At 60.2% G+C, this 24,603-nt stretch carries 18 protein-coding genes; 11 read left to right on the top strand and 7 right to left on the bottom strand.

Going from position 1 to position 24,603, the window contains the following annotated elements:
* Nucleotides 1-40: 40 nt before the first annotated feature.
* Nucleotides 41-1,969, bottom strand: coding sequence for a transglycosylase SLT domain-containing protein (locus AC1RP7_RS17635; RefSeq protein WP_057715658.1), 1,929 nt, complete (start codon nucleotides 1,967-1,969; stop codon nucleotides 41-43).
* A gap of 215 nt (nucleotides 1,970-2,184) precedes the next feature.
* Here AC1RP7_RS17635 and AC1RP7_RS17630 point away from each other — a divergent pair, with 215 nt between their 5' ends.
* Nucleotides 2,185-4,104 carry an ATP-binding cassette domain-containing protein gene (locus AC1RP7_RS17630; protein ID WP_008022990.1) on the top strand — a complete coding sequence of 640 codons (1,920 nt, stop codon included), beginning with the start codon at nucleotides 2,185-2,187 and terminating at the stop codon, nucleotides 4,102-4,104.
* A gap of 183 nt (nucleotides 4,105-4,287) precedes the next feature.
* Here the strand turns inward: AC1RP7_RS17630 and AC1RP7_RS17625 are convergent, their stop codons facing one another.
* The gene (locus tag AC1RP7_RS17625) at nucleotides 4,288-4,728 is read right to left on the bottom strand and encodes a universal stress protein (RefSeq protein WP_046041383.1); all 441 of its coding nucleotides are present in this window, start codon (nucleotides 4,726-4,728) and stop codon (nucleotides 4,288-4,290) included.
* Between the two features lie 104 nt (nucleotides 4,729-4,832).
* On the opposite strand from AC1RP7_RS17625, the gene AC1RP7_RS17620 reads away from it, so the two are divergent.
* From AC1RP7_RS17620 to AC1RP7_RS17590, 7 genes are all read left to right on the top strand, one after another.
* Complete coding sequence (locus AC1RP7_RS17620; protein ID WP_090454096.1) at nucleotides 4,833-5,270, top strand: hypothetical protein; 438 nt, start codon at nucleotides 4,833-4,835, stop codon at nucleotides 5,268-5,270.
* 619 nt (nucleotides 5,271-5,889) lie between these two features.
* Nucleotides 5,890-8,037 (top strand): fatty acid oxidation complex subunit alpha FadB, encoded by a 2,148-nt coding sequence (gene fadB, locus AC1RP7_RS17615; RefSeq protein WP_057715656.1) that lies wholly within the window; start codon nucleotides 5,890-5,892, stop codon nucleotides 8,035-8,037.
* 29 nt (nucleotides 8,038-8,066) lie between these two features.
* Nucleotides 8,067-9,242, top strand: coding sequence for an acetyl-CoA C-acyltransferase FadA (gene fadA, locus AC1RP7_RS17610; RefSeq protein WP_493181814.1), 1,176 nt, complete (start codon nucleotides 8,067-8,069; stop codon nucleotides 9,240-9,242).
* A gap of 99 nt (nucleotides 9,243-9,341) precedes the next feature.
* Entirely contained in the window at nucleotides 9,342-9,578 is a 237-nt protein-coding gene (locus AC1RP7_RS17605; protein ID WP_057715655.1) for a DUF1653 domain-containing protein, read from the top strand.
* A 114-nt stretch (nucleotides 9,579-9,692) separates the two neighbouring features.
* Nucleotides 9,693-12,320: a type I DNA topoisomerase gene (gene topA / locus AC1RP7_RS17600; RefSeq protein WP_493181818.1), complete on the top strand. Its 2,628-nt coding sequence runs from the start codon at nucleotides 9,693-9,695 to the stop codon at nucleotides 12,318-12,320.
* Nucleotides 12,321-12,563: 243 nt separating this feature from the next.
* Complete coding sequence (locus AC1RP7_RS17595; RefSeq protein WP_057715652.1) at nucleotides 12,564-13,088, top strand: DUF6586 family protein; 525 nt, start codon at nucleotides 12,564-12,566, stop codon at nucleotides 13,086-13,088.
* Nucleotides 13,089-13,182: 94 nt separating this feature from the next.
* Complete coding sequence (locus tag AC1RP7_RS17590) at nucleotides 13,183-13,416, top strand: hypothetical protein (protein WP_046041430.1); 234 nt, start codon at nucleotides 13,183-13,185, stop codon at nucleotides 13,414-13,416.
* A 92-nt stretch (nucleotides 13,417-13,508) separates the two neighbouring features.
* Here the strand turns inward: AC1RP7_RS17590 and sulA are convergent, their stop codons facing one another.
* Nucleotides 13,509-13,985 (bottom strand): SOS-induced cell division inhibitor SulA, encoded by a 477-nt coding sequence (gene sulA / locus AC1RP7_RS17585; protein WP_349736684.1) that lies wholly within the window; start codon nucleotides 13,983-13,985, stop codon nucleotides 13,509-13,511.
* A gap of 10 nt (nucleotides 13,986-13,995) precedes the next feature.
* Nucleotides 13,996-14,604, bottom strand: a complete 609-nt coding sequence (lexA, locus tag AC1RP7_RS17580; protein ID WP_007995278.1) for a transcriptional repressor LexA — start codon at nucleotides 14,602-14,604, stop codon at nucleotides 13,996-13,998.
* Nucleotides 14,605-14,833: 229 nt separating this feature from the next.
* On the opposite strand from lexA, the gene AC1RP7_RS17575 reads away from it, so the two are divergent.
* The 3 genes from AC1RP7_RS17575 to AC1RP7_RS17565 all read left to right on the top strand — a co-directional run bounded on the left by AC1RP7_RS17575 (nucleotide 14,834) and on the right by AC1RP7_RS17565 (nucleotide 17,460).
* Nucleotides 14,834-15,541 carry a TetR/AcrR family transcriptional regulator gene (locus AC1RP7_RS17575; protein ID WP_007974041.1) on the top strand — a complete coding sequence of 236 codons (708 nt, stop codon included), beginning with the start codon at nucleotides 14,834-14,836 and terminating at the stop codon, nucleotides 15,539-15,541.
* A gap of 158 nt (nucleotides 15,542-15,699) precedes the next feature.
* Nucleotides 15,700-16,710, top strand: a complete 1,011-nt coding sequence (gene nagZ / locus AC1RP7_RS17570) for a beta-N-acetylhexosaminidase (protein WP_056722002.1) — start codon at nucleotides 15,700-15,702, stop codon at nucleotides 16,708-16,710.
* A 12-nt stretch (nucleotides 16,711-16,722) separates the two neighbouring features.
* Nucleotides 16,723-17,460 (top strand): S-methyl-5'-thioinosine phosphorylase, encoded by a 738-nt coding sequence (locus AC1RP7_RS17565; protein WP_349736683.1) that lies wholly within the window; start codon nucleotides 16,723-16,725, stop codon nucleotides 17,458-17,460.
* A 122-nt stretch (nucleotides 17,461-17,582) separates the two neighbouring features.
* On the opposite strand, the gene AC1RP7_RS17560 is transcribed toward AC1RP7_RS17565, so the two are convergent.
* Genes AC1RP7_RS17560 through mfd form a run of 3 tightly spaced genes read right to left on the bottom strand, consistent with a single transcriptional unit; the run spans nucleotide 17,583 to nucleotide 24,321 of the window.
* The gene (locus AC1RP7_RS17560; protein ID WP_349736682.1) at nucleotides 17,583-20,276 is read right to left on the bottom strand and encodes an SNF2-related protein; all 2,694 of its coding nucleotides are present in this window, start codon (nucleotides 20,274-20,276) and stop codon (nucleotides 17,583-17,585) included.
* 6 nt (nucleotides 20,277-20,282) lie between these two features.
* Nucleotides 20,283-20,861 (bottom strand): CsiV family protein, encoded by a 579-nt coding sequence (locus tag AC1RP7_RS17555; protein WP_057715649.1) that lies wholly within the window; start codon nucleotides 20,859-20,861, stop codon nucleotides 20,283-20,285.
* A gap of 10 nt (nucleotides 20,862-20,871) precedes the next feature.
* Nucleotides 20,872-24,321 carry a transcription-repair coupling factor gene (mfd, locus tag AC1RP7_RS17550; protein WP_057715648.1) on the bottom strand — a complete coding sequence of 1,150 codons (3,450 nt, stop codon included), beginning with the start codon at nucleotides 24,319-24,321 and terminating at the stop codon, nucleotides 20,872-20,874.
* Nucleotides 24,322-24,603 lie beyond the last annotated feature (282 nt).

Raw genomic sequence — 24,603 nt, 5'->3', positions numbered from 1 at the left:
CGAATCTGAGATGCGGGCTTTTTTTGAGGGTCGATTTGAATCATTGATCGTCGAAATACCGCTCATGCCAATCCACGATTGGCTGCGGTGAGTTGAGCTTCTCGCCATAGATCACCGAATACGACAGCACGTTTTGCACGTACTGGCGGGTTTCGTCGAACGGAATGCTTTCCACCCACACGTCGAAACTCAGGTGGTCCGCACCGCGCAGCCATTGGCGCACTCGGCCCGGGCCGGCGTTGTAGGCGGCGGAGGCGAGGACGCGGTTGCCGTTGAACTGGCTGTGCACCTGGCTCAGGTATGCGGCGCCGAGCTGGATGTTCTTGTCCGGGTTGAACAGTTGCTGTGGCGAGCTATAGGGAATGCTGAACTTGCGTGCGGTTTCCTTGGCGGTGGCGGGCATCAGTTGCATCAGGCCCGAGGCGCCGACCCCGGAGCGGGCATCTTCCATGAAGGCGCTTTCCTGGCGAGTGATGGCAAACGCCCAGCTCGGATGCAGGCCGCGATTCTTCGCTTCACGCACCAGCGTGTTGCGGTGGGCCATCGGGAAACGGATATCCAGATCGTCCCAGTACTGCGCCTGGCTGATGGTGCGAATGGCCGGGAAGTACCATTTCAGGTCGTAGGCCAGTTTGGCCTGGGCGACCATTTCGTCGCGGCTGAAGTGACGGCTGACGTGGTACCACTCGCGGCGCCCGTCGACGATTTGCCCGCGAGCGTGGAACTCCAGGGCGCGACGTATGCCGGGGGTGTTGCGCACTTTGTTGATCAGCGCCTGGCTCATCACCAGCGGCTTGTTATTCAGCGAATAGGGTGACTGCGAGCGATCCGCCGCGAGGAACCCATAAAAGTCGCGCTCACGAGCCACGCTTCGATACAGGGTCTGGGCTTCCGGGTTCTGCGGTTGCGCCAGCTCCAGGGTGCGGGCCTGCCAGTAACGCCAGCGGTTGGTGGTGGCCAGGTCCTGGGGCAGGCGGCGGGTCAACTGATAGGCATCGTCCCAGCGCGCCAGGCGCAGGAGCAGGCGCAAGCGCCATTCGGAAACCGTGTTGTCGCGCAGTTCCGGATCGTATTTGGTCATGACGTCCAGGGCTCGACTGTCGAAACGTTTGGCGAGGGTCAGCCCGATTTCCCGGGCGATCGCCACTTTTTCATCCCGGGAGAAATGCATGCTGCTGGCGTAACCGTCGAGCAGATTCATGGCCCTGTCCGGGTCCTGACGAGCCAGGCGGCGCAGGCCGAGGCTGACCACATCGGACATGGCTTCATCGGCCGGGGTAAAGCGTGACGGCTGGTTGAGCAGTTCCGGTTTCTGCGCCACGTCCACCAGCAAGCGGCCGCGAGGGGCGAGGGTGGTCATGCCGTTGATCAGGCTGTTGGCCAGGGGATAGTTGCGCGCCTGGGCGGCGAGTTTGGCGCGTTCCCAACGTTTTTGCTCGGTCAACTGGCCATCGGCGGCCCACATGCCGAACAGGGCATCGCAGGCTTCGGGCTGGGATTTACCGGTCAGCCAGAGCTTTTCAGTGTTGGCGTAACCTTCGGCTTTGAGGTTGTGGCTGATCTGGTACTGCGCATTCAGGCAGTCCAGTTCGGTGAAGTTCATTTTCGGGTCGTAGTACTTGACGAAGGTCGCCCAGTCGCCCCGTTCCGCCAGCCAGCGCAACCAACGCAACTTCATCCAGTTGGCCTGGGGCAGGTCGCCGTGTTCGGCGAGGAATTTCTCGATTTCGGCGTTGCTCGCGGTTTTCAGGCGCGCGGTCAGTTCGTCGTACGCCAGGTAGGGTTCCAGCGGATAATCGGCGAGGGCCTGGCTGTAACGGAAATACGGTCCGCTATCGCCCTTGGCCAGGGCGCGCTTGGCTTCATCGTAATACTGGCGTTGGGTGGACAGGTCCACCGCCTGGGCGGATTGAACGGCAGCTGCAGACAGTAAAAAAGCAGATAAAAGATTGAAAAGGCGACTGCGCATGAGACGTCCGGGCAGAGAAAAATCATGACAAGCGCGGGCCAGGCCCGCGCTGAATTGTCTGTAGCTTAGCCTTTTGCCAGCAGCCGGTGAAAGCTTTGCGGGTCTTCCCGCATCAGTTCGCAACATTTGTCATGCAGAGTGCTGCGAGAGTGAAATTGCCGGCCTTCTGAAGCCTCAAGTCAGGTAGAATGCGCGCCCGGTTTTTGGAGAAGCTCATGACCCTGCTCAAATTCAGCGATGTGTCCCTTGCTTTCGGCGCTATGCCGTTGTTGGACAAGGTGTCCTGGCAGATCGCCCGTGGTGAGCGGGTGTGCATCATCGGCCGCAACGGCACTGGCAAGTCCAGCATGATGAAGCTCGTCAAGGGCGACCAGAAGCCCGATGACGGCTCCGTTTGGCGCGCACCCGGGCTCAAGATCGGCGAATTGCCGCAAGAATTGCCGGTGGCCGACGAGCGGACAGTGTTCGACGTGGTGGCCGAAGGCCTGGACGGCGTTGGCGCCTTGCTCGCCGAATATCACCACCTGAGCCAGAACATCGTCACTGACGCCGATCTGGACAAGCTGATGCACGTCCAGCACGACCTCGAAGCCCGCGATGGCTGGCGCTTGCAGACCCTCGTCGACAGCACCTTGAGCCGCCTGCAACTGCCGGCCGACAAGACCCTCGCCGAGTTGTCCGGCGGCTGGCGTCGTCGCGTCCTGCTGGCCCAGGCCCTGGTGTCCGAGCCGGACCTGCTACTGCTCGACGAACCGACCAACCACCTGGACATCGGTGCCATCGCCTGGCTTGAAGAAGCGCTGAAGGATTTCCAGGGCGCCGTGCTGTTCATCACGCACGACCGTTCTTTCCTGCAGAACCTGGCAACCCGCATCCTCGAACTGGATCGCGGCGGCCTGATCGACTGGAACGGCGACTACGCCAGTTTCCTCGTGCACAAGGAAGCCGCACTGGCGGCCGAGGAGACCGCCAACGCGCTGTTCGACAAGCGCCTGGCCCAGGAAGAAGTGTGGATTCGCCAGGGCATCAAGGCCCGTCGCACCCGTAACGAAGGTCGCGTACGTGCGCTCAAAGCCTTGCGCGTCGAGCGCAGCGAGCGTCGTGAGCGTACCGGCAAGGCCAATATCCAGCTGGAAACCGCCGACAAGTCCGGCAAGCAGGTAATGGTCCTCGATAACGTGAGTTTCGCTCACCCGGACGGTCCGTTCCTGATCAAGGACTTCTCCATGGTGCTGCAGCGCGGCGACCGTATCGGTTTGCTCGGCGCCAACGGTACCGGCAAGACCACCCTGCTGAAACTGATGCTCAGCGGCTTGCAGCCGACCAGCGGCAAAGTGGAAGAGGGCACCCGGATTGATGTCGCCTACTTCGACCAGTTGCGCCATCAGCTGGATCTGGAAAAAACCGTGATCGACAACGTGGCCGAAGGTCGCGACTTCATCGATATCGACGGCCAGAGCCGCCACGTGCTGAGCTACCTCGGCGACTTCCTGTTCAGCCCGCAGCGTGCCCGCACGCCAGTCAAGGCGCTGTCGGGTGGTGAGCGTGCCCGTCTGTTGCTGGCCAAGCTGTTCAGCAAGCCGGCGAACCTGCTGGTACTCGACGAACCGACCAACGACCTCGACGTCGAAACCCTCGAGCTGCTGGAAGAGGTCTTGCTGACCTTCAACGGCACCGTACTGATGGTCAGCCACGACCGGGCATTCCTCGACAACGTGGTCACCAGTACCCTGGTCTTCGAAGGTGAAGGCAAGGTTCGCGAGTACGTCGGTGGCTACCAGGACTGGCTGCGCCAGGGCGGCTCGCCGCGTCTACTGGGCGTGACCGAGAGCAAGTCCGGCAAGGCCGACCTGAACTCCGCGGTGGTGAAGGCCGAGCCTGCGCCGGTTGCGGCAGCTGTCGAAGCGCCAGTGGCGAAGAAAAAGCTCAGCTACAAATTGCAGCGCGAACTGGAGGCGTTGCCGGGGCAGATCGAGGCCATGGAGCAGCAGATTGCCGCCGTTGAAGCACAGATGGCGGATGCCGGCTTCTATCAGCGTCCGGCGGCCGAAACGGCTGCGGTGATTGCTCAATTGGAGCAGTTGCAGGCTGAACTCGACATCATGGTCGAGCGTTGGGCCGAGCTGGATGCCTGATTGACCCGGTAACAAAAAAAGCCCGGCGTTCAGTGATGAACGCCGGGCTTTTCATATGAAATGCAATCCCCCTGTAGGAGCGAGCTTGCTCGCGATGAACTTGAGAGCGCCGCGGGGTGTCAGGCTTCCCGTGTCATCGTTGACGACCATCGCGAGCAGGCTCGCTCCTACAAGGGTGTGTTGTCAGCTTTTGTTTTGCAGACGCACCGCCAGCACATCACAAGGCGCGCCATGCAGCACGTCATTGGCGGTGGAGCCCAGCAACAGTGCCAGACCATGCCGGCCATGGCTGCCCACCACGATCAGGTCGCAGGTTTGCTCCTTGGCCAGGTGGTGGATCTCCTGGCGTGGCTGTCCGTAGGTCAGGTGGCTGTATTCCCTGGAGAGCTCCGGGTATTTCAGGATCAAGCGGTCAAGGCGCTCCTTGGCTTGATCGAACTGCTGCTGTTGCAGTTGTGACAGGTCCATCGGCACGTCGCCGCCGAAGGCCATCGCCATCGGCTCGACAATGTGCACCAGCGACAATTTCGCACCGTTGCTCACCGACAGTTCGCGAGCGCGGTGAATCACAGGGTCGCACTCTTCGGTCAGATCTACAGCGACCAGAATATGGTTGTAGGGCATGAGGTGCTCCTCCTGAGGGATGCAATATTGGTAAGTATGGCTGGTTTCAAGCGCATTGGTTCCAAAGTGACACAATGGGCTCATTCAAATTCGGGAGTACAGATATGACGGTCTGGATAGTGGTGTCAATCCTGCTGGTGGTGCTGAGTCCGCTGGCATGGTTGCGGCCGTCGCGAGTTCAGAGCGGGCGCATCGCCTTGCGGATGGAGGCTCGGCGCATCGGGCTGGCCATGCAATTGGCGCCTCAGGAGTGGCCGCACTGGCTCAGCCAGGAGCCGCCGAGCCCCTGCGCCCAGTACCATCGTCCTCGACGTGGCAATCAGCCGGCGTGCTGGAGTTACTGGCAAAAATCACCGGGTGTCTGGGTCAATCAATGGCAGGAAATCTGTGAAGACAGGGCACTGCTCGATCATTTCGAAAAATTGCCGGCCAACGTCTACAAAGTCGAGGCGGACAAGCAAATGATCACGTTGTACTGGGGCGAGAAGGGTGAGGCCGAGGTGTTGCAGCAGATCGACGCCACCCTCAAAGCCCTCGCCTGAAACCCGATCCCCTGTAGGAGCGAGCCTGCTCGCGATGAACCTGAGAGCGCCGCGGGGTGCCAGGCTTCCCGCGTCATCGTTGACGTCCATCGCGAGCGAGCTCGCTCCTACAGGTGTTTTTCGCAGGCAATAAAAAGCCCGACATTCATCATCGGGCTGGAGTTGGCCAGGCAGGCCGGTAAAAACGGTGTTGGCTGATCTTACGCTGGGCATTCGCCAAAAGCGTTCACAATTTTCCCCTGGGTTCCGCCAGCGTAGCTTGTTAAACACGGGCTGCAGCGAATTAGGGCGAACTTTCTAACAATTGATTCTATGAATGACCTTGCATGCTCAAGCGTGTTTAAGGTCTTCGCAGTACGGATATGACCGGAAAGTCGCGTTTCAACCCGTGTTTCGGGCGATTGACAATTGTCGGAAATTCCGTGAAGGTGACGTACCCAAATCAAACGGGCGTATGAATTGAGCGTTTGTATTTCAGACCGCTCCTACAGAATCCCGACTATCGCGTTGGCGGGTGTGCCGGGGGAATGGGCGTAGCATTGACGATCAACGTCCCTGCCAAGCCGTTCGCCTGCGTCCGACGTGTACTGTTCAGCTTCCATATCGTGGAGATCAGTTGATGATTTACGAAGGTAAAGCCATCACGGTTAAGGCTCTTGAAAGTGGCATCGTCGAACTGAAGTTCGACCTCAAGGGTGAGTCCGTCAACAAGTTCAACCGTCTAACCCTGAACGAACTGCGTCAGGCCGTAGACACCATCAAGGCAGATGCTTCGATCAAGGGCGTGATCGTCAGCAGTGGCAAGGACGTGTTCATCGTCGGCGCCGACATCACCGAATTTGTCGACAACTTCAAGCTGCCGGATGCAGAACTTGTTGCTGGCAACCTCGAAGCCAACAAGATTTTCAGCGATTTCGAAGACCTCAACGTCCCGACCGTCGCCGCGATCAATGGCATCGCGTTGGGTGGCGGTCTGGAAATGTGCCTGGCGGCGGACTACCGCGTCATGTCCACCAAGGCCAAGATCGGTCTGCCGGAAGTCAAGCTGGGCATCTACCCGGGCTTCGGCGGTACTGTGCGCCTGCCGCGCCTGATCGGTGCCGACAACGCCATCGAATGGATCGCCGCCGGCAAGGAAAACCGTCCTGAAGACGCACTGAAAGTCGGCGCCGTCGACGCAGTGGTTGCTCCTGAGCAACTGCAGGATGCCGCGCTGGAACTGATCAAGCGCGCCATCTCCGGCGAGTTCGACTACAAGGCCAAGCGCCAGCCGAAGCTGGAAAAGCTGAAGCTGAACGCCATCGAACAAATGATGGCTTTCGAAACCGCCAAGGGTTTCGTGGCCGGCCAGGCTGGTCCGAATTACCCGGCGCCGGTTGAAGCGATCAAGACCATCCAGAAAGCCGCGAACTTCGGTCGCGACAAGGCGCTGGAAATTGAAGCTGCAGGTTTCGTCAAACTGGCCAAGACCTCTGCTGCGCAGAGCCTGATCGGCTTGTTCCTGAACGATCAGGAACTGAAGAAAAAGGCCAAGGCCTACGACGAAATCGCCAAGGACGTGAAGCAGGCCGCCGTACTGGGCGCCGGCATCATGGGTGGCGGTATCGCCTATCAGTCGGCCTCCAAAGGCACGCCGATCCTGATGAAGGACATCAACGAGCACGGTATCGAGCAGGGTCTGGCCGAAGCCGCCAAACTGCTGGTCGGCCGCGTTGATAAAGGTCGCATGACCGCCGCGAAAATGGCTGAAGTGCTCAACGGCATCCGTCCAACCCTGTCTTACGGCGACTTCGGTCACGTGGATCTGGTGGTCGAAGCGGTCGTCGAGAACCCGAAGGTCAAGCAAGCGGTACTGGCCGAAGTTGAAGACAAGGTCAAGGAGGACACCATCCTGGCGTCCAATACCTCGACCATTTCCATCACCTTGCTGGCCAAGGCCCTCAAGCGTCCGGAAAACTTCGTCGGCATGCACTTCTTCAACCCGGTGCACATGATGCCGCTGGTGGAAGTGATCCGTGGCGAGAAGTCCAGCGAGCTGGCTGTTGCCACCACCGTTGCCTACGCCAAGAAAATGGGCAAGAACCCGATCGTGGTCAATGACTGCCCGGGCTTCCTGGTCAACCGCGTCCTGTTCCCGTACTTCGGCGGTTTCGCCAAGCTGGTCAGCGCCGGTGTGGACTTCGTCCGTATCGACAAGATCATGGAAAAATTCGGCTGGCCTATGGGCCCGGCCTACCTGATGGACGTGGTCGGCATCGACACCGGTCACCACGGTCGTGACGTAATGGCCGAAGGCTTCCCGGACCGCATGAAGGACGACCGTCGCTCGGCCGTCGACGTGCTCTACGAAGCCAAGCGCCTGGGCCAGAAGAACGGCAAGGGCTTCTACGCCTACGAGACCGACAAGAAAGGCAAGCAGAAGAAGGTTGCCGATCCTTCGGTACTGGAAGTGCTCAAGCCGATCGTTTACGAGCAGCGCGAAGTCACCGACGAAGACATCATCAACTGGATGATGATCCCGCTGTGCCTGGAAACCGTGCGTTGCCTGGAAGACGGCATCGTCGAAACCGCTGCCGAAGCCGACATGGGTCTGGTCTACGGTATTGGTTTCCCTCCATTCCGTGGCGGTGCGCTGCGTTACATCGATTCGATCGGTGTGGCAGAGTTCGTTGCCCTGGCTGACCAGTACGCTGATTTGGGCGCGCTGTACCACCCGACCGCGAAGCTGCGCGAAATGGCCAAGAACGGCCAGAGCTTCTTCGGTTAAGCGCCCCCAACTAGAGTGAGAGTGAACTTATGAGCTTGAATCCTAGAGACGTCGTGATTGTCGACTTCGGTCGTACTCCGATGGGCCGCTCCAAGGGCGGCATGCACCGCAACACCCGTGCCGAAGACATGTCGGCGCACCTGATCAGCAAACTGCTGGAACGTAACGTCAAGGTCGACCCGAACGAAGTCGAAGACGTGATCTGGGGCTGTGTGAACCAGACCCTGGAGCAGGGCTGGAACATCGCGCGCATGGCGTCGCTGATGACCCAGATCCCGCACACTTCGGCCGGCCAGACTGTCAGCCGCCTGTGTGGCTCGTCCATGAGCGCTCTGCACACTGCCGCGCAAGCGATCATGACCGGCAACGGTGACGTTTTCGTGGTTGGTGGCGTCGAGCATATGGGTCACGTGAGCATGATGCACGGTGTCGATCCGAACCCGCACATGTCGCTGTACGCGGCGAAAGCCTCGGGCATGATGGGCCTGACCGCGGAAATGCTGGGCAAGATGCACGGCATCACTCGCGAGCAACAGGACGCTTTCGGCGTGCGCTCCCACCAACTCGCCCACAAGGCGACCGTGGAAGGCAAGTTCAAAGACGAAATCATCCCGATGCAGGGCTACGACGAGAACGGTTTCCTGAAAACCTTCGACTACGACGAAACCATTCGTCCGGAAACCACCCTGGAAAGCCTGGCGGCTCTGAAGCCGGCGTTCAATCCGAAGGGCGGCACCGTGACAGCCGGTACCTCGTCGCAGATCACCGATGGTGCCTCGTGCATGATCGTGATGTCGGCGCAGCGTGCACAGGATCTGGGTATCCAGCCTCTGGCGGTGATTCGTTCGATGGCAGTGGCAGGTGTGGATCCGGCAATCATGGGCTATGGTCCAGTACCGGCCACACAAAAAGCACTGAAGCGCGCGGGTCTGGGCATTTCCGACATCGACTTCTTCGAGCTCAACGAAGCTTTCGCCGCACAGGCCCTGCCAGTGCTGAAAGATCTGAAAGTACTCGACAAGATGAGCGAGAAGGTTAACCTGCACGGCGGCGCGATCGCCCTGGGCCACCCGTTCGGTTGCTCCGGTGCGCGTATCTCCGGCACTTTGCTCAATGTGATGAAGCAGAATGGCGGTACCTTCGGGGTAGCCACCATGTGCATTGGTCTCGGCCAAGGCATCTCCACCGTCTTCGAACGCGTTTAAGCGTCTCGTTGATGGAAGCCGGGGCCAAGTGCCCCGGTTTTTGTTTTTCCGGATTTATTTTTGTTTTTATTTTGAAAAAATTTGAGTGAGGGCCAAAGCATGCCGATACAACCTGGGCTCTACCAACATTACAAAGGTCCGCAGTACCGCGTATTCAGTGTTGCGCGGCATTCGGAAACCGAAGAAGAAGTGGTCTTCTACCAAGCCCTGTATGGCGATTACGGCTTTTGGGTGCGTCCCTTGAGCATGTTCCTGGAGTCCGTCGAGGTTGACGGCGAACAGGTGCCACGCTTTGCTTTGGTGCAGGCCGAACCGAGCGTTTTTCCGCAGCCATAAGGGGAGTGCGCGCAGAGCCCTGCGCTTGACCTCATCTTGTAGCCACTATATATAGCGGTGCCGCGTCAGGCGCCAACCGCCTTTCACTTCTCGAATTCAGGAATTTTCTGATCCATGGGCAAATCGCTGGTCATTGTGGAATCCCCGGCTAAGGCCAAGACCATCAACAAGTATTTGGGCAACGAATACGTGGTGAAGTCGAGTATCGGCCATATCCGAGACCTGCCCACCAGCGGTTCGGCTAGCGCCAGCAAAGAGCCAGCCGCCAAGCGCGGCAAGGCTGCTGCGGGTGAAGTGCCGGCACTGTCGCCGAAAGAAAAAGCGCGCAAGCAGCTGGTCGCGCGCATGGGTGTCGATCCGGATCATGGCTGGAAAGCCAAGTACGAGATCCTCCCGGGCAAGGAAAAAGTCATCGAAGAGCTGCGCCGGCTCGCCAAGGATGCTGACACCATCTATCTCGCAACCGACTTGGACCGCGAGGGGGAAGCCATTGCCTGGCACCTGCGCGAAGCCATCGGTGGTGACGATACCCGCTACAAGCGCGTGGTGTTCAACGAAATCACCAAGAAGGCCATTCAGGAAGCCTTCTCGAAACCAGGCGAGCTGGATATCGACCGCGTCAACGCCCAGCAGGCGCGTCGTTTCCTCGACCGCGTGGTGGGTTACATGGTTTCGCCGCTGCTGTGGGCCAAGATCGCTCGCGGTCTGTCCGCCGGTCGCGTGCAGTCGGTTGCCGTGAAGCTGGTGGTCGAGCGCGAACGTGAAATCCGCGCGTTCATCCCGGAAGAGTACTGGGAAGTTCACGCCGACCTCGGCACCGCAAAAGGCGCGACCGTGCGCTTCGACGTGGCCCGCGAGAAAGGCGAAGCCTTCAAGCCGCTTAATGAAACCCAGGCCATGGCCGCGCTGGAGAAGCTCAAGGCTTCCAGCTACAGCATCGTCAAGCGCGAAGACAAGCCGACCAGCAGCAAGCCGTCGGCACCCTTCATCACGTCCACCTTGCAGCAAGCCGCAAGCAATCGCCTGGGCTTCGGTGTGAAGAAGACCATGATGATGGCCCAGCGTCTTTACGAAGCTGGCTACATCACTTATATGCGTACCGACTCCACCAACCTTTCGGTTGATGCCGTGGCGATGGCGCGTGCCTATATTGAAGGCGAATTCGGCAAGAAATACCTGCCGGAAACCCCGAACGTCTACAGCAGCAAGGAAGGCGCACAAGAGGCTCACGAAGCGATTCGTCCGTCCGACGCCAATACCGAGCCAAGCAAGCTGTCGGGCATGGAGCGTGACGCTGAGCGCCTCTACGAGCTCATCTGGCGCCAGTTCCTCGCCTGCCAGATGCTGCCGGCACAATACCTGTCGACCACGGTCACTGTCGGTGCCGGCGACTTCGAGCTGCGCGCCAAGGGCCGCATCCTGAAGTTCGACGGTTACACCCGCGTCATGCCGCAAATCGCCAAGCCAGGCGATGACGACGTGCTGCCGGACATGGCCCAGGGCGACGCGATGAAGCTGATCAAGCTTGATCCGACCCAGCACTTCACCAAGCCGCCGGCGCGTTACTCGGAAGCCAGCCTGGTAAAAGAAATGGAAAAACGCGGCATCGGTCGTCCTTCGACCTACGCGGCGATCATTTCGACCATTCAGGACCGCGGCTACGTGGCGCTGCACAACCGTCGTTTCTATTCGGAAAAGATGGGCGACATCGTCACCGAGCGTCTGGCCGAAAGCTTCTCCAACCTGATGGACTACGGCTTCACCGCCGGCATGGAAGAGCATCTCGATGACGTGGCCCAGGGCGAACGCGACTGGAAAAACGTGCTCGACGAGTTCTACGGCGACTTCAAGAAGAAACTCGAAGTAGCCGAAAGCCCGGAACACGGCATGCGGGCCAATCAGCCCGTCATGACTGACATTCCGTGCACCACTTGCGGCCGGCCGATGCAGATCCGTACCGCGTCGACCGGCGTGTTCCTCGGTTGCTCGGGCTACAGCCTGCCGCCGAAAGAGCGCTGCAAGGCCACCGTCAACCTGGTGCCGGGCGACGAAATCGCTGCGGACGACGAGGGTGAATCGGAGTCGCTGGTGTTGCGTGGCAAGCATCGCTGCCCGATCTGCAGCACGGCGATGGACGCCTATCTGCTCGATGAGAAGCGCAAGCTGCACATCTGCGGTAACAACCCGGATTGCGATGGCTACGAAATCGAAGAGGGCACCTATCGCATCAAGGGCTATGAAGGTCCGAGCCTGGAGTGCGACAAGTGTGGCAGCGAGATGCAGCTCAAGACCGGCCGTTTCGGCAAGTTCTTCGGTTGCACCAATGCCACCTGCAAGAACACCCGCAAACTGCTGAAGAGTGGTGATGCCGCGCCGCCGAAGATGGATCCGGTGAAGATGCCTGAGCTGAAGTGCGAAAAGGTCAATGACACCTACATTCTGCGCGACGGTGCATCCGGTCTGTTCCTGGCGGCCAGCCAGTTCCCGAAAAACCGCGAGACTCGTGCTCCATTGGTGATGGAAATCATCCCGCACAAGGATGAGATCGATCCGAAGTATCACTTCCTCTGCGAAGCACCGAAGAAAGATCCGGATGGTCTGCCAGCCGTGATCCGTTACAGCCGCAAGACCAAGGAGCAGTACGTGCAGACCGAAGTTGACGGTAAGCCAACCGGTTGGAAGGCTTACTACGACGGTGGCAAGTGGACGGTTGAAGACAAGCGTCCGGCAGCCAAGGCTTAAAGCCGCGCCCCCTGTAGGAGCGAGCTTGCTCGCGATGGTCGTCAACGATGACGCGGGCCTTCAGAATGCCCGCGTTGCTCTCAGGTCCATCGCGAGCAAGCTCGCTCCTACAGTGCGCAAGGCCGCATGAGAACCCTCGGGTTTTCATGCGGCTTTTTTGTTTTGGGCTTGCGGTCGGATCGGCTGATCCATGACACTGTCAAACCTGCGTGAAGCAATTATTTCGTTGTGGAGGCTGCCGTCATGGCCCACGAACTGTACACCCGCACCAATCAGAAGATTTATTTCGCCGGCTTGTCGCTCGAAGCGCTGGCCCGCACTGAAGAGGGGCGGGCGATGAATTCGCTGGCGCTGATCCAGGCTGGGCGCGAATCCGCGCTGTTTCATCTGTACGGCGCGCTGCTGGGCCTGTGTCACGAGATCGCCGGTTTCTATCGCTTGCCTCAGGCCAATGCGCCCCGTGCAGAGTTGTTGCTGACTCGCGAGGTGCTGGACACCATCGCCATTCCGGAAATGGCTGAGCTGGTCGAGCTGGCCAATAACCCGGAAACCTGGCTGGCCAAGTTGTTGGCTGCCCATGCTGCGTTGTTTCAGCCGCCGCGCGCGCCCCACAAGCCGAAAGGGGACGTGACCCAGCCACTGATTCAGGCTGTCAATCTGGATGAAGAGGAGGCGCCGCAAGAGCTGAGTCGGGAAGAGCTGGAGAGTTGGCGTCAGAACCTGAAGGGGTTGGCGATCCGCTTTCGCGAAGGCCTGAACGAGTGCTGACAGAAACAGTTTTGGGATGGCATCTGGTCAAGATCCCGAGCGAAGCCTGGCCGATGCCTATATAATCCCCGCCTTTCGTGGAGAACAGTCCTTTATGCCAACGTCCTTTCTAGAAATTGTCGAGTTACCAGACGGCCGTATCGAGCTGCGCAGGGCCGAGGACGAGGGTTCTCTGGTTACTTTGGATTTCTCCGAGGACGCCAAGGCATTCCTGCAAGGGCAGCACGTGGAAGTCGCCAAGGCGATGTTGAGCGTCGGCGTTCAGATGGCCGGTCGCCTGGTTGAAGGCGAATTCGACAAGGAAGAGGGGTCGCGGGTTCTGCATTGACCGCCGCCTGTCGCTTTTCCTGATGTCGTTACTCATCGGCTTCTCTGTCCCTGGAGAAGCCTTGCGCGGTGAATCACGCGTTTGTCCGCCGGTTAACCCAGTCGAATATTCAGGCTCTGAGCGTCCCCGGTACGGGCGGCGCTGATCAGTTGTTGTCGCGATTGGGGGCTCAGCGGGTTGATCCAGCTGACCACCGTGTGGCTACGACCCAGGCGCAGGGCTTCGCAAGTCAGTTGCTGGGCGCTCTGGGTGCCCCGGGGTTGCAGCAGCAGAATGCGCTCGCGGTTAAGGCCGGCATCTCGCAGCCAGGCTTGAGTCAGGCTGGCGGGTGGCGCGATCAGCGTCAGCCAGCGTGCGTCCTGGTCCTGGCTCAATTCCCTGAGGATCGGTGCCAGAAGGCTCAGGCAGTTCCCGGCTGCACCACGCAGTGACAGCTCGCTGAAAACGTCAGGTTCGGCGCTCCAGGGGGACTCGACTACGTCTTTCAGGATCGGCGCCAATGGCTGTGCCATGAACGCTTCGAACAACGGCAGTTGGGTTTGCTGTGGTGATGTCTGTGGGAGCTGCATGGTGCCTCCTTTAGCGGCGAATGACGCCGACACTCAAGCCTTCGATCACCAGTTCCTGGTCTTGAAGGTTCACTTCAATAGGGGCGAACTCGGGGTTCTCGGCGATCAGCCAGACTTTGCTGCCGTCACGCTTGAAGCGCTTGACGGTCACTTCGTCGCCGATCCGCGCAACGACGATCTGGCCGTTACGGGCTTCGCGGGTGGTGTGGACCGCCAGCAGGTCGCCGTCGAAAATGCCGATATCCTTCATGCTCATCCCATGGACGCGCAGCAGGTAGTCGGCGCGCGGATGGAAGAAGGCGGGATTGATGTTGCAGGACTCTTCGATGTGTTGCTGCGCAAGAATCGGGGCGCCGGCTGCTACCCGGCCAATGATCGGCAGGGTGGAATCGTCGGCCTTGGCTTCGAAGCCGGGAATGCGGATGCCACGGGAGGCGCCAGGCGTCATCTCGATTGCACCCTTGCGGGCCAGTGCCTTGAGGTGTTCTTCCGCCGCATTGGGTGACTTGAAACCCAGTTCCTGAGCGATTTCCGCGCGGGTGGGTGGATACCCGTTGTCTTCCAGGCAACGCTTGATGAAGGCCAGAATCTCTGCTTGTCGTGGCGTCAGCTTTAGCATATCGATCGCTCTGTTTTTTTATACAGTGACTGGGATTATATACAGTAAGTCGGTCTTGGCAATGCTCCATTTTTCAGTCGCCGCCGGACGGTCAAACAGCCGATGGATTGAAGCTTTGCCGTTGTGTGGTTAAATGTCTGACCGACCATTCCCGAAACGAACTGCCAGACTTGACAATGCACAGGCTGAAACGTATGTTTCAAACAAGTGTTTGTCAGGCGGAGTAGCCATGGCCCAGTCGGAAACCGTTGAACGCATTCTTGATGCCGCCGAGCAGTTGTTCGCGGAAAAAGGTTTCGCCGAAACCTCGTTGCGTCTGATCACCAGCAAGGCGGGTGTCAACCTGGCGGCGGTGAACTATCACTTCGGTTCGAAGAAGGCGTTGATTCAAGCGGTTTTCTCGCGGTTCCTCGGGCCATTCTGCATCAGCCTCGATAAAGAGCTGGAGCGGCGTCAGGCCAAGCCTGAAATCAAGCCGACACTCGAAGAGTTGCTGGAAATCCTCGTCGAGCAGGCACTGGTGGTGCAGCCGCGCAGTGGCAACGACCTGTCTATCTTCATGCGTTTGCTGGGACTGGCGTTCAGCCAGAGCCAGGGGCACTTGCGTCGTTATCTGGAAGACATGTACGGCAAGGTGTTTCGCCGCTACATGATGCTGGTCAACGAAGCGGCGCCACGTATTCCACCTATCGAACTGTTCTGGCGCGTGCACTTCATGCTGGGTGCGGCGGCGTTCAGCATGTCCGGTATCAAGGCCTTGCGCGCGATTGCCGAAACCGATTTCGGCGTGAACACCTCGATCGAGCAGGTCATGCGCCTGATGGTGCCGTTCCTGGCTGCCGGCATGCGCGCCGAATCCGGCGTTACCGACACGGCCATGGCCACGGCCCAGTTGCGTCCGCGTAGCAAATCGACACCGGTTGCCGCCAAGGTTTAACCGCACACGGGTGGGCGCGGCAGCTGACATCCGCTAAGCTAGCCGCCCATGCCGACTCTCGTTCTGAACCCGTTTCCCATTGAAATCGCCGACCTGCCGGGCACAGCGTCTGGCGGCGAATTCGTGTGGGCCGGGTTTTCTGTTATCAAGGAATTTCTATGACTGCTGGCTTGCAAGGCTCGTTGATGGTGGACGTCGCCGGTACCTGGCTGACGGCTGAAGATCGCCAATTGTTGCGCCAGCCCGAAGTGGGTGGCCTGATCATCTTTGCCCGCAACATCGAGCATCCGCGTCAAGTGCGCGAGCTGAGTGCGGCCATTCGCGCCATTCGTCCCGATCTGCTGTTGGCGGTGGATCAAGAGGGCGGCCGCGTGCAGCGCCTGCGCCAGGGATTCGTGCGATTGCCCGCCATGCGCGCCATTGCCGACAACCCGAACGCCGAATACCTGGCCGAGCAGTGCGGCTGGATCATGGCCACCGAAGTGTTGGCTGTCGGCCTGGACTTGAGCTTTGCCCCGGTGCTGGACCTGGATTACCAGCGCAGCGCCGTTGTCGGCACTCGCTCGTTCGAAGGCGATCCCGAGCGCGCTGCCTTGCTTGCGGGTGCATTCATCCGCGGGATGAACAGCGCCGGGATGGCCGCCACCGGCAAGCACTTCCCCGGCCACGGCTGGGCTGAAGCGGATTCTCACGTCGCGATTCCCAACGACGAACGCAGCCTCGACGAGATCCGCGCCAATGACCTGGTGCCGTTTGCCAAGCTGAGCAAGCAACTGGCCGCGGTCATGCCGGCCCATGTCATTTATCCACAAGTCGATTCCCAGCCCGCCGGCTTCTCCCGCCGCTGGTTGCAGGACATCCTGCGTGGCGAGTTGCAGTTCGATGGCGTGATCTTCAGTGACGACCTGTCCATGGCGGGCGCTCACGTGGTCGGCGATGCCGCCAGCCGTATCGAAGCGGCGCTGACTGCCGGTTGCGACATGGGTCTGGTGTGCAACGACCGTGCGGCCGCCGAACTGGCCCTGAGCGCTGCCCAGCGTCTGAAGGTCAAGCCTTCCGAGCGCATTGCGCGGATGCGCGGCCAGTCGTTTGCCAGCACCGAATACCGTCAAGACCCGCGCTGGCTGGCCGCTGTCGGCGCGCTCAAAGAAGCTCAATTGATTGATTAAGGACTGTTCGTTATGACGGTTTACGCGATTATCGGTGGCACTGGCCTGACTCAACTCGAAGGCCTGAGCATTCGCCAGTCACTGGCAGTGGACACGCCTTATGGCGCACCTTCGGCCGACGTTCAGATCGGCGAGTATGCCGGCAAGGAAGTACTGTTCCTCGCGCGTCACGGTCATCCCCATCGTTTTCCACCGCATCAGGTCAACTACCGCGCCAACCTCTGGGCGCTGAAGCAGGCCGGTGCCGAAGCCATTCTGGCAGTCAACGCCGTGGGCGGCATCCATGCCGCGATGGGCACCGGGCATTTCTGCGTGCCGCATCAGTTGATCGACTACACCAGCGGTCGTGAGCACACCTACTTTGCCGATGACCTGGAGCACGTCACCCATATCGACTTCAGCTACCCCTACAGCGAGCCATTGCGTCAGCAACTGATTGCGGCATTGGCGGTGGAAGGCGTGGGCTACAGCAGTCATGGTGTGTATGCCTGCACTCAAGGGCCGCGCCTGGAGACAGTGGCTGAAATCGCCCGGCTGGAGCGCGATGGCTGCGACATCGTCGGCATGACCGGTATGCCGGAAGCCGCCTTGGCCCGCGAGCTGGAACTCGATTACGCCTGTCTGGCGCTGGTGGTGAACCCGGCGGCGGGCAAGTCGACGGCGGTGATCACCATGGCCGAGATCGAGCAGGCGTTGCATGACGGCATGGGCAAGGTGAAGTCGACGCTGGCGAGGGTGCTCAAGGGCTGAGTCCCGCTTGATACCGAGTTGACTTCATCGCGAGCAAGCTCGCTCCCACAATGTCCGCGTCTTTTGCGGACACTGTGGGAGCGAGCTTGCTCGCGATGACGGACTAAAAAACGCCACAGATCTCAACGTTTTTCGAGGTTTTCCGGCAGCGGCGCAAACAGCGCCTCGATATCATCGCTCTGCAGTTTCCAGTCCCCGGCCTTGCGCCCATCCAATACGCCGGCCGCGAGGTCGGATTTTTCCTTTTGCAGGTGCTGAATCTTTTCTTCCACCGTTCCGCGCGCGATCAGTTTGTAGACGAACACCGGCTTCTCCTGGCCGATGCGATACGCACGGTCGGTTGCCTGGTTTTCCGTCGCCGGGTTCCACCACGGGTCGTAATGAATCACCGTGTCCGCTTCGGTCAGGTTCAGGCCAACGCCACCGGCCTTCAGGCTGATCAGAAAAATCTGACGCTTGCCGCTCTGGAATTCCTTCACCGGTGTGCGGCGGTCGCGGGTCTGGCCGGTCAACAGAGCGTAGGCCACGCCGCGCTTGTTCAGTTCGTCTTCGATCAGTGACAGCATTGAAGTGAACTGCGAGAACAGCAGGATCCGCCGACCTTCCTCGAACAATTCCTCGAGCATTTCCATCAGGCTATCGAGCTTGCCTGACGTGCTGCCACGGCTTGGCAGGGTCGCCTCGTTGACCAGGCGCAAATCGCAGCACACCTGTCGCAACTTGAGCAGGGCTTCAAGAATGATGATCTGGCTGCGGGCCACGCCTTTGCGGGTGATCTCGTCGCGGACTTTCTTGTCCATGGCCAGGCGCATGGTTTCGTACACGTCGCGCTGGGCCTCATTGAGTTCGACCCAGTGGATGATCTCGGTTTTCGGCGGCAACTCGGTGGCAACCTGTTCCTTGGTGCGGCGCAGCAGGAAAGGTTTGATCCGGCCGTTGAGGTGCTGGAGCCTGACCTCGCTGGTGCGTTTTTCAATCGGCACGCGGTAATCGCGGTTGAAGCTTTTGACGTCGCCCAGCCAGCCGGGCAACAGGAAGTGAAACAGCGACCAGAGTTCACCGAGATGGTTTTCCAGCGGCGTGCCACTCAGGCACAGGCGCTGCCGGGCATTGAGCTCGCGGGCAGCCTGGGCGGCCTTGCTGGTCGGGTTCTTGATGTATTGCGCTTCGTCTAGCACCAGTATGTGCAAGGGCTGCGCCGCCAGGCGTTCGACATCCTTGGGCAGCAGCGCATAGGTGGTCAGGATCAGATCGTAGTCGGCCAGCTTGTCGAAGTGTTTTTTGCGGCTGGCACCGTACAGCGCCAGTACCTTGAGCTGCGGCGTAAAGTGCGCCGCTTCGTCGAGCCAGTTGGGGATCAGGCTGGTCGGCATCACCACCATGCACGGCCGATCGAGACGACCGGCGTTTTTCTCGCTCAGGACGTGCGCCAGTGTCTGCAGGGTTTTGCCCAGGCCCATGTCATCCGCAAGGATTCCACCCACTTCCAGTTGCCGCAGCGATTGCATCCAGCTCAAGCCCTCAAGCTGATACGGACGCAGCGTCGCATTCAGGCCGTCCGGGGCGACGGCCGTGTGGTCCTTGATGTCGCGCAGGCGCTGGGCAAAGGTGCGGATCTGTTCACCACCCTCCCAGAGCAGTGGCATGTCTTCCAGTGGGTTCAGGCGTGTGGCATCGGCCTTGCTCAGGCGCAGCGTGGTGTCGCCGGGCTCCTGCAGGTAGAACTCGCCGAGGGTGGCCAGCACCGGTTTCAAGCGGCCGAAGGGCAGGGCGACTTGCAGCGGGCCGTGCCCGGAGTTCGGGCGATTGGGGATATTGACCAGGATCAGCTCGTCGTCGCGGCGTCGGGCAAGGCGCTCCGGGTTGAGGATTTCGGTGTGGGAGCGCATCAGGTTGAGCAGGATCGGCAATAGGCTCAGGCGTTCGCCGTTGACGATGATCCCCAGTTCCAGGTCGAACCAGTCTCGCTCCGGTGCCTGGTCGACCGTGGCGTACCAGTCGTCTACCGCCGTCAGGTCGAAACCGAAGTCCTCGTCGATCTGCAATTCCCAGCCCTGGGTGCGCAACTTCGGCAGTTCATTGAGGGTAAAGGTCAGCCAGGCGCTGTCATTGACCATCTCGAACAGCTCGCCGGCACTTTCCGGCAGGGCCTTGCTTTGCCGGGTGGCGATTTTGAAGCCGAGGATTCGCAGTTGCTCTCGGTAGGACTGTTCCACTTCCGGGTGGCGTTTTATCCGCAGCGTCTGGGTTTCCTGACGAATCAGGATGTCGGTGTTTTTCTGCCCGGAAACGTACTCGTCCAGGTAACTGAAAGACAGCGCCGCGCGATGCTGGATGTAACGCTGCATTCGACCGTTGCGCGGTTCGAACGCGCTGAACTCGATGCTGGCCAGCCACAGGCGCGGAACGGGCTGCACATTGTCCACCAGCACTTGCGGCGGTGCTTTCGGGCTGCGGTTTTCCAGGACTGCCTGGAGTTTTTCCAGGAGTTCGGCATCTTTGGCGGCAGCGGGGTAGTCGAGGGTTTCCTGCACTTGCAGGAGCACCGCCGCGCAATGTTTGCAGTTGCTGTGGACCGGGCAGGAGCAGGTGGCGTCGACCATCAGCAGAGTGCCCTTGGCTGACTCGCGCAGGCGAATGGTCTGGCGGTAAACGTTACCGCCCGAGCCTTCACACGCGGCGACGATGGTTGCGTCGCCGGCTTCGACGATCCTGACACGATTCTCCAGCGCGTAGCGGCGGCCACGCTCCAGGCTCTGTTCCTTGAATCGGCTGACCCAGGACGGTGCCAGGGGTTTGCTCAGGGTCGCGGACATTGGGAATCAGTCCGGAATTTCTTCGGGAGCTGCTCGGGGGGCGGGGGCGGTCAGCGAGGTGATCTTGATCAGCAGGCCGAGGTGGCCGTTGTCGAGGAAGTTCAATTGGCCGTTTTTGGTGTGGCTTTCCTGTTTCAAGCGCTCGCTGGCGGTCACCATGCCATTGGCATCGATCTGGTTGACCCAGAAATCGGCGTCGACGTCGGTAAAGCGCCCCAGTTTCATGTTCAGTGTGCCCTCGATCGGGTACTGACCATACTGTTCCTTGCCGTCGCTGATCGCCACTTTGCTGGCGGTTTCGCCGAGGGGCTGTTGCCAGGCCTTGTGCAGCAACACCGTGTAGTCAGCGCTGCTGGTGAGTTTTTCCACCTCGCCATTGAGGCTTGGCGTGCGCAGGCTGTCGGGGCTGACCGGTTGGGCGCCAGCGGCCCAGTCTTCCGGCGCGGCGCGACTGACGATTGCCGGCACGGTGTTTTGACGGACCAGAATCATTTCGACCTGATACAGGTCATCGGCATATGCCGTGGGTGCGACCAGCGCTGGCATCAACAGGGTCAGCAGGGTCAGTGAGCGAAACAGGCGCATGCGGCGTCCTTCAAGCAGTTTTCGGAACGAGGCGCTCGAAAAGCGCCTCTACAGTATTAAAGCGCTCTTCCGGGCGCTCCATCGGAACCATGAATTTGAACATCGTGGCACCTTCGAATTTGTAGCGTTTTGGCTGGCTCTGGATCAGTTTGATCAGGGTTAGCGGGTCGACCGGCGTCTGTGCGGCGAACTCGACGCGACCGCCTTGGGGGCCGCCATCGACTTTCTTGATACCCAGTTGCTCGGCCTGCAATTTCAATGCAGTGATGCGGATCAGGTTCTTGGTCGGTTCCGGCAACAGGCCGAAACGGTCGATCATCTCCACCTGCAAATCCTTGAGGCCGTCCTCGTCGGTGGCCGAGGCAATGCGCTTGTAGAGAATCAGGCGAGCGTGGACATCCGGCAGGTAGTCTTCCGGGATCAATGCCGGTACCCGCAAGTTGACTTCCGGACCGCCGCCAAGCGGTTGATCGAGGTTTGGCTGTTCGCCCTTGCGGATCGACTTCACCGCGCGCTCGAGCATTTCCATGTACAGCGTGAAGCCGACGGCCTGAATCTGCCCGCTCTGGCCGTCGCCGAGCAGTTCGCCGGCGCCACGGATTTCCAGGTCGTTGGTGGCAAGCACGAAGCCCGCGCCGAGGTCCTGGGTGTTGGCAATTGCTTCCAGGCGCTTTTCCGCGTCCGGGGTGATTTGCTGGCGTGGCGGCGTCAGCAGGTAGGCGTACGCCTGGTGGTGGCTGCGTCCGACCCGGCCGCGCAACTGGTGCAACTGTGCCAGGCCGAACTTGTCGGCACGCTCGATGATAATGGTGTTGGCGCTCGGTACGTCGATGCCGGTCTCGATGATGGTCGAGGCAATCAGCACGTTGAAGCGCTTGTGGTAGAAGTCGCTCATCACCTGTTCGAGTTCGCGTTCGCGCATCTGCCCGTGGCCGATGCCGATCCGTGCTTCCGGCACCAGTTCGGCCAGATCGGCAGCGCATTTCTCGATGGTCTTCACGTCGTTGTGCAGGTAGTAGACCTGGCCGCCACGCAGCAACTCACGCAGCAAGGCCTCTTTGACCGTGCTCTTGTTCTGCTCCATGACGAAGGTGCGTACCGACAGGCGACGGGCCGGCGGCGTGGCGATGATCGACAGGTCGCGCATGCCCGACACCGCCATGTTCAGCGTGCGCGGAATCGGCGTGGCGGTCAGGGTCAGGATGTCGACTTCGCTGCGCAGGGCCTTGAGCTGTTCTTTCTGACGGACACCGAAACGGTGCTCTTCGTCGATGATCACCAGCCCGAGGTTTTTGATCTTCACGTCGTCCTGCAGCAGCTTGTGCGTGCCGATGACGATGTCGATCTTGCCTTCGGCCAGGTCCGCGACCGCCGCATTCACTTCCTTGGCCGACTTGAAGCGGCTCATCACTTCCACGCTCACCGGCCAGTCGGCAAAGCGGTCGCGGAAGCTGTTGTAGTGCTGCTGGGCGAGCAGGGTGGTCGGCACCAGGATCGCTACCTGGCGACCGCCGTGCACTGCAATGAACGCGGCGCGCATTGCCACTTCGGTCTTGCCGAAGCCGACGTCGCCGCACACCAGGCGATCCATCGGCTTGGGCGCAAGCATGTCTTCGCGCACCGCTTCGATGGTGGTTTGCTGGTCCGGGGTTTCTTCGAACGGGAAACCGGCGCTGAAGGTGGCGTAGTCGGCCTTCGGATCTGCGAAAGCGTAGCCTTCGCGGGCAGCGCGACGTGCATAGATGTCGAGCAACTCGGCGGCCACATCGCGCACCTGTTCGGCGGCTTTGCGCTTGGCTTTCTGCCAGGTCTCGGAGCCCAGGCGATGCAGCGGGGCCAGGGCATCGTCGCTGCCGGTGTAGCGGGCGATCAGGTGCAGGTTGGCCACCGGCACATAAAGCTTGGCGCCTTCGGCGTATTCCAGGGCGAGGAATTCAGCGGTCTGGCTGTCGATTTCCAGGGTCGCCAGGCCCAGGTAGCGGCCGACACCGTGGTCGATGTGCACCACCGGCGCACCCTCGCGCAGCTCGGTGAGGTTCTTGATGACGGCATCGTTGTTGGCATCGGCGCGTTTTTCGCGGCGACGGCGCTGCATCACGCGCTGGCCGAACAGCGGGCTTTCGGCGACGAGGGCCAGGGCCGGGTCATCGAGCAGCAAGCCTTCGTCGAGCGGGGCGATGGTGATCGCCAGGCGTTCCTTGCCGGCGACAAAGTCCGGCCAGCTGTCGACGGTTTTTGGTCGCAGCTTCAGGCGTTCCAGCAGCTCCAGCAACACTTCGCGGCGGCCTGCCGATTCGGCGGTAAACAACACGCGACCGGGGAATTCGTCGAGGAAACCAGCCAGTGCCGCTAATGGTTGGGTGGCCTTGGCTTCGATGGCCAGGTTCGGCAGTTCTCGAGCCGGGAAGCGCTCGCGGCCGCCACCGCTTTCAATGTCCTGTTGGCTGGCCACTACGCGCGGCCAGTTCTTCAGGCGCGCGAAGCAGTCTTCCACTGGAAGGAACAACTCGGCTGGCGGTAATAAAGGACGGGAAGGATCGACACGGCGTTCTTCATAGCGATTGCGCACATCGTTCCAGAAATTCTCGGCGGCCTGTTCGATGCCCGGCAGGGAAAACACTTGCGTGTCCTGTGGCAGGTAATCGAATAGCGTCGAGGTTTCTTCGAAGAACAATGGCAGGTAGTACTCGATACCGGCCGGGGTGATCCCGCTGTTCAAGTCCTGGAAGATAGGGCAGCGACGGAAATCGACATCGAAGCGCTCGCGAAAACGCGCCTTGAAGCGGGTCACGGCTTCTTTCTCCAGCGGGAACTCCTTGGCCGGCAGCAGTTTGACCGAGTCGACCTTGTCGATGGAGCGTTGATTCTCCGGGTCGAAGGTGCGCAGGGTTTCGATTTCGTCGTCGAACAGGTCGATGCGGTATGGAAGTTTGCTGCCCATCGGGAACAGGTCGATCAACGAGCCGCGGACCGTGAACTCGCCATGCTCGTACACGGTATCGACATAGCGATAACCGGTGGCTTCAAGCCGGGTGCGCATTTGCTCGACGTCTAGCTTCTGGCCGACATCCAGCACCAAACTGCTGCCGAGCAGGAATTTGGTGGGCGCCAGGCGGTGCAGGGCCGTGGTGATCGGCACCACCAGCACGCCATGACTCAACTCCGGCAGTCGATAGAGCGCCGAGATACGTTGGGAAATGATGTCCTGGTGCGGTGAGAACAGGTCGTAGGGCAGGGTTTCCCAGTCGGGAAAGTGCAATACGGGCAAATCCGGGGCGAAGAAAGCCAGCTCCTGTTCCAGCCGTTCGGCACTTTGGCTGTCGGCGGTCAGCAGCAGGGTAAAGCGCTTGGCAGCGCTGGCGGCCTCGGCAATGGCCAGGCTCAGGGCGGCACCGGGCAGGTTGCCCCAGTGCTGTTTACCTGCCGCGGCAGGGAGAAGCGGTAGACGCAGAACGGGCACGGAAGGTTGAGCTCCAAGCGTTGCGACAAAGTCGGTAATTGTAGCGGTCTACGATGCCGCCTGTCAGTTGCTGACTGTGTCTAAAGCACGGGTTTGGCGAAATGTAGTGGTAAAGACAAAATTCTGCGCTTTTTTACCTAAAATTAATGAATATGTAGTGGCAAAAACAACGAGTGTTACGGAGGGTTACGGATAAGGAGACTTTGGCTCCAAAAAATTGACTGTGCTGAAAGCCCCGGTTTTATTGGGCTGGAGCGAGGCGTAATTTTTTTGAACGACGAT

This window comes from Pseudomonas sp. GW822-FHT01E03, assembly GCF_058802985.1.
This window is presented reverse-complemented; position numbering and strand designations above follow the sequence as displayed.

Bases quoted from the DNA above. Each gene is read 5' to 3' on its own strand.
- AC1RP7_RS17620 (WP_090454096.1), top strand. From the start codon at position 4,833: ATGACGGTCTGGATAGTGGTGTCAATCCTGCTGGTGGTGCTGAGTCCG.
- AC1RP7_RS17625 (WP_046041383.1), bottom strand. From the start codon at position 4,728: ATGCCCTACAACCATATTCTGGTCGCTGTAGATCTGACCGAAGAGTGC.
- nagZ (WP_056722002.1), top strand. From the start codon at position 15,700: ATGACTGCTGGCTTGCAAGGCTCGTTGATGGTGGACGTCGCCGGTACC.
- AC1RP7_RS17595 (WP_057715652.1), top strand. From the start codon at position 12,564: ATGGCCCACGAACTGTACACCCGCACCAATCAGAAGATTTATTTCGCC.
- AC1RP7_RS17590 (WP_046041430.1), top strand. From the start codon at position 13,183: ATGCCAACGTCCTTTCTAGAAATTGTCGAGTTACCAGACGGCCGTATC.
- AC1RP7_RS17605 (WP_057715655.1), top strand. From the start codon at position 9,342: ATGCCGATACAACCTGGGCTCTACCAACATTACAAAGGTCCGCAGTAC.
- AC1RP7_RS17565 (WP_349736683.1), top strand. From the start codon at position 16,723: ATGACGGTTTACGCGATTATCGGTGGCACTGGCCTGACTCAACTCGAA.
- lexA (WP_007995278.1), bottom strand. From the start codon at position 14,604: ATGCTAAAGCTGACGCCACGACAAGCAGAGATTCTGGCCTTCATCAAG.
- AC1RP7_RS17555 (WP_057715649.1), bottom strand. From the start codon at position 20,861: ATGCGCCTGTTTCGCTCACTGACCCTGCTGACCCTGTTGATGCCAGCG.
- fadA (WP_493181814.1), top strand. From the start codon at position 8,067: ATGAGCTTGAATCCTAGAGACGTCGTGATTGTCGACTTCGGTCGTACT.
- AC1RP7_RS17560 (WP_349736682.1), bottom strand. From the start codon at position 20,276: ATGTCCGCGACCCTGAGCAAACCCCTGGCACCGTCCTGGGTCAGCCGA.
- sulA (WP_349736684.1), bottom strand. From the start codon at position 13,985: ATGCAGCTCCCACAGACATCACCACAGCAAACCCAACTGCCGTTGTTC.
- AC1RP7_RS17575 (WP_007974041.1), top strand. From the start codon at position 14,834: ATGGCCCAGTCGGAAACCGTTGAACGCATTCTTGATGCCGCCGAGCAG.
- AC1RP7_RS17630 (WP_008022990.1), top strand. From the start codon at position 2,185: ATGACCCTGCTCAAATTCAGCGATGTGTCCCTTGCTTTCGGCGCTATG.
- topA (WP_493181818.1), top strand. From the start codon at position 9,693: ATGGGCAAATCGCTGGTCATTGTGGAATCCCCGGCTAAGGCCAAGACC.
- fadB (WP_057715656.1), top strand. From the start codon at position 5,890: ATGATTTACGAAGGTAAAGCCATCACGGTTAAGGCTCTTGAAAGTGGC.
- AC1RP7_RS17635 (WP_057715658.1), bottom strand. From the start codon at position 1,969: ATGCGCAGTCGCCTTTTCAATCTTTTATCTGCTTTTTTACTGTCTGCA.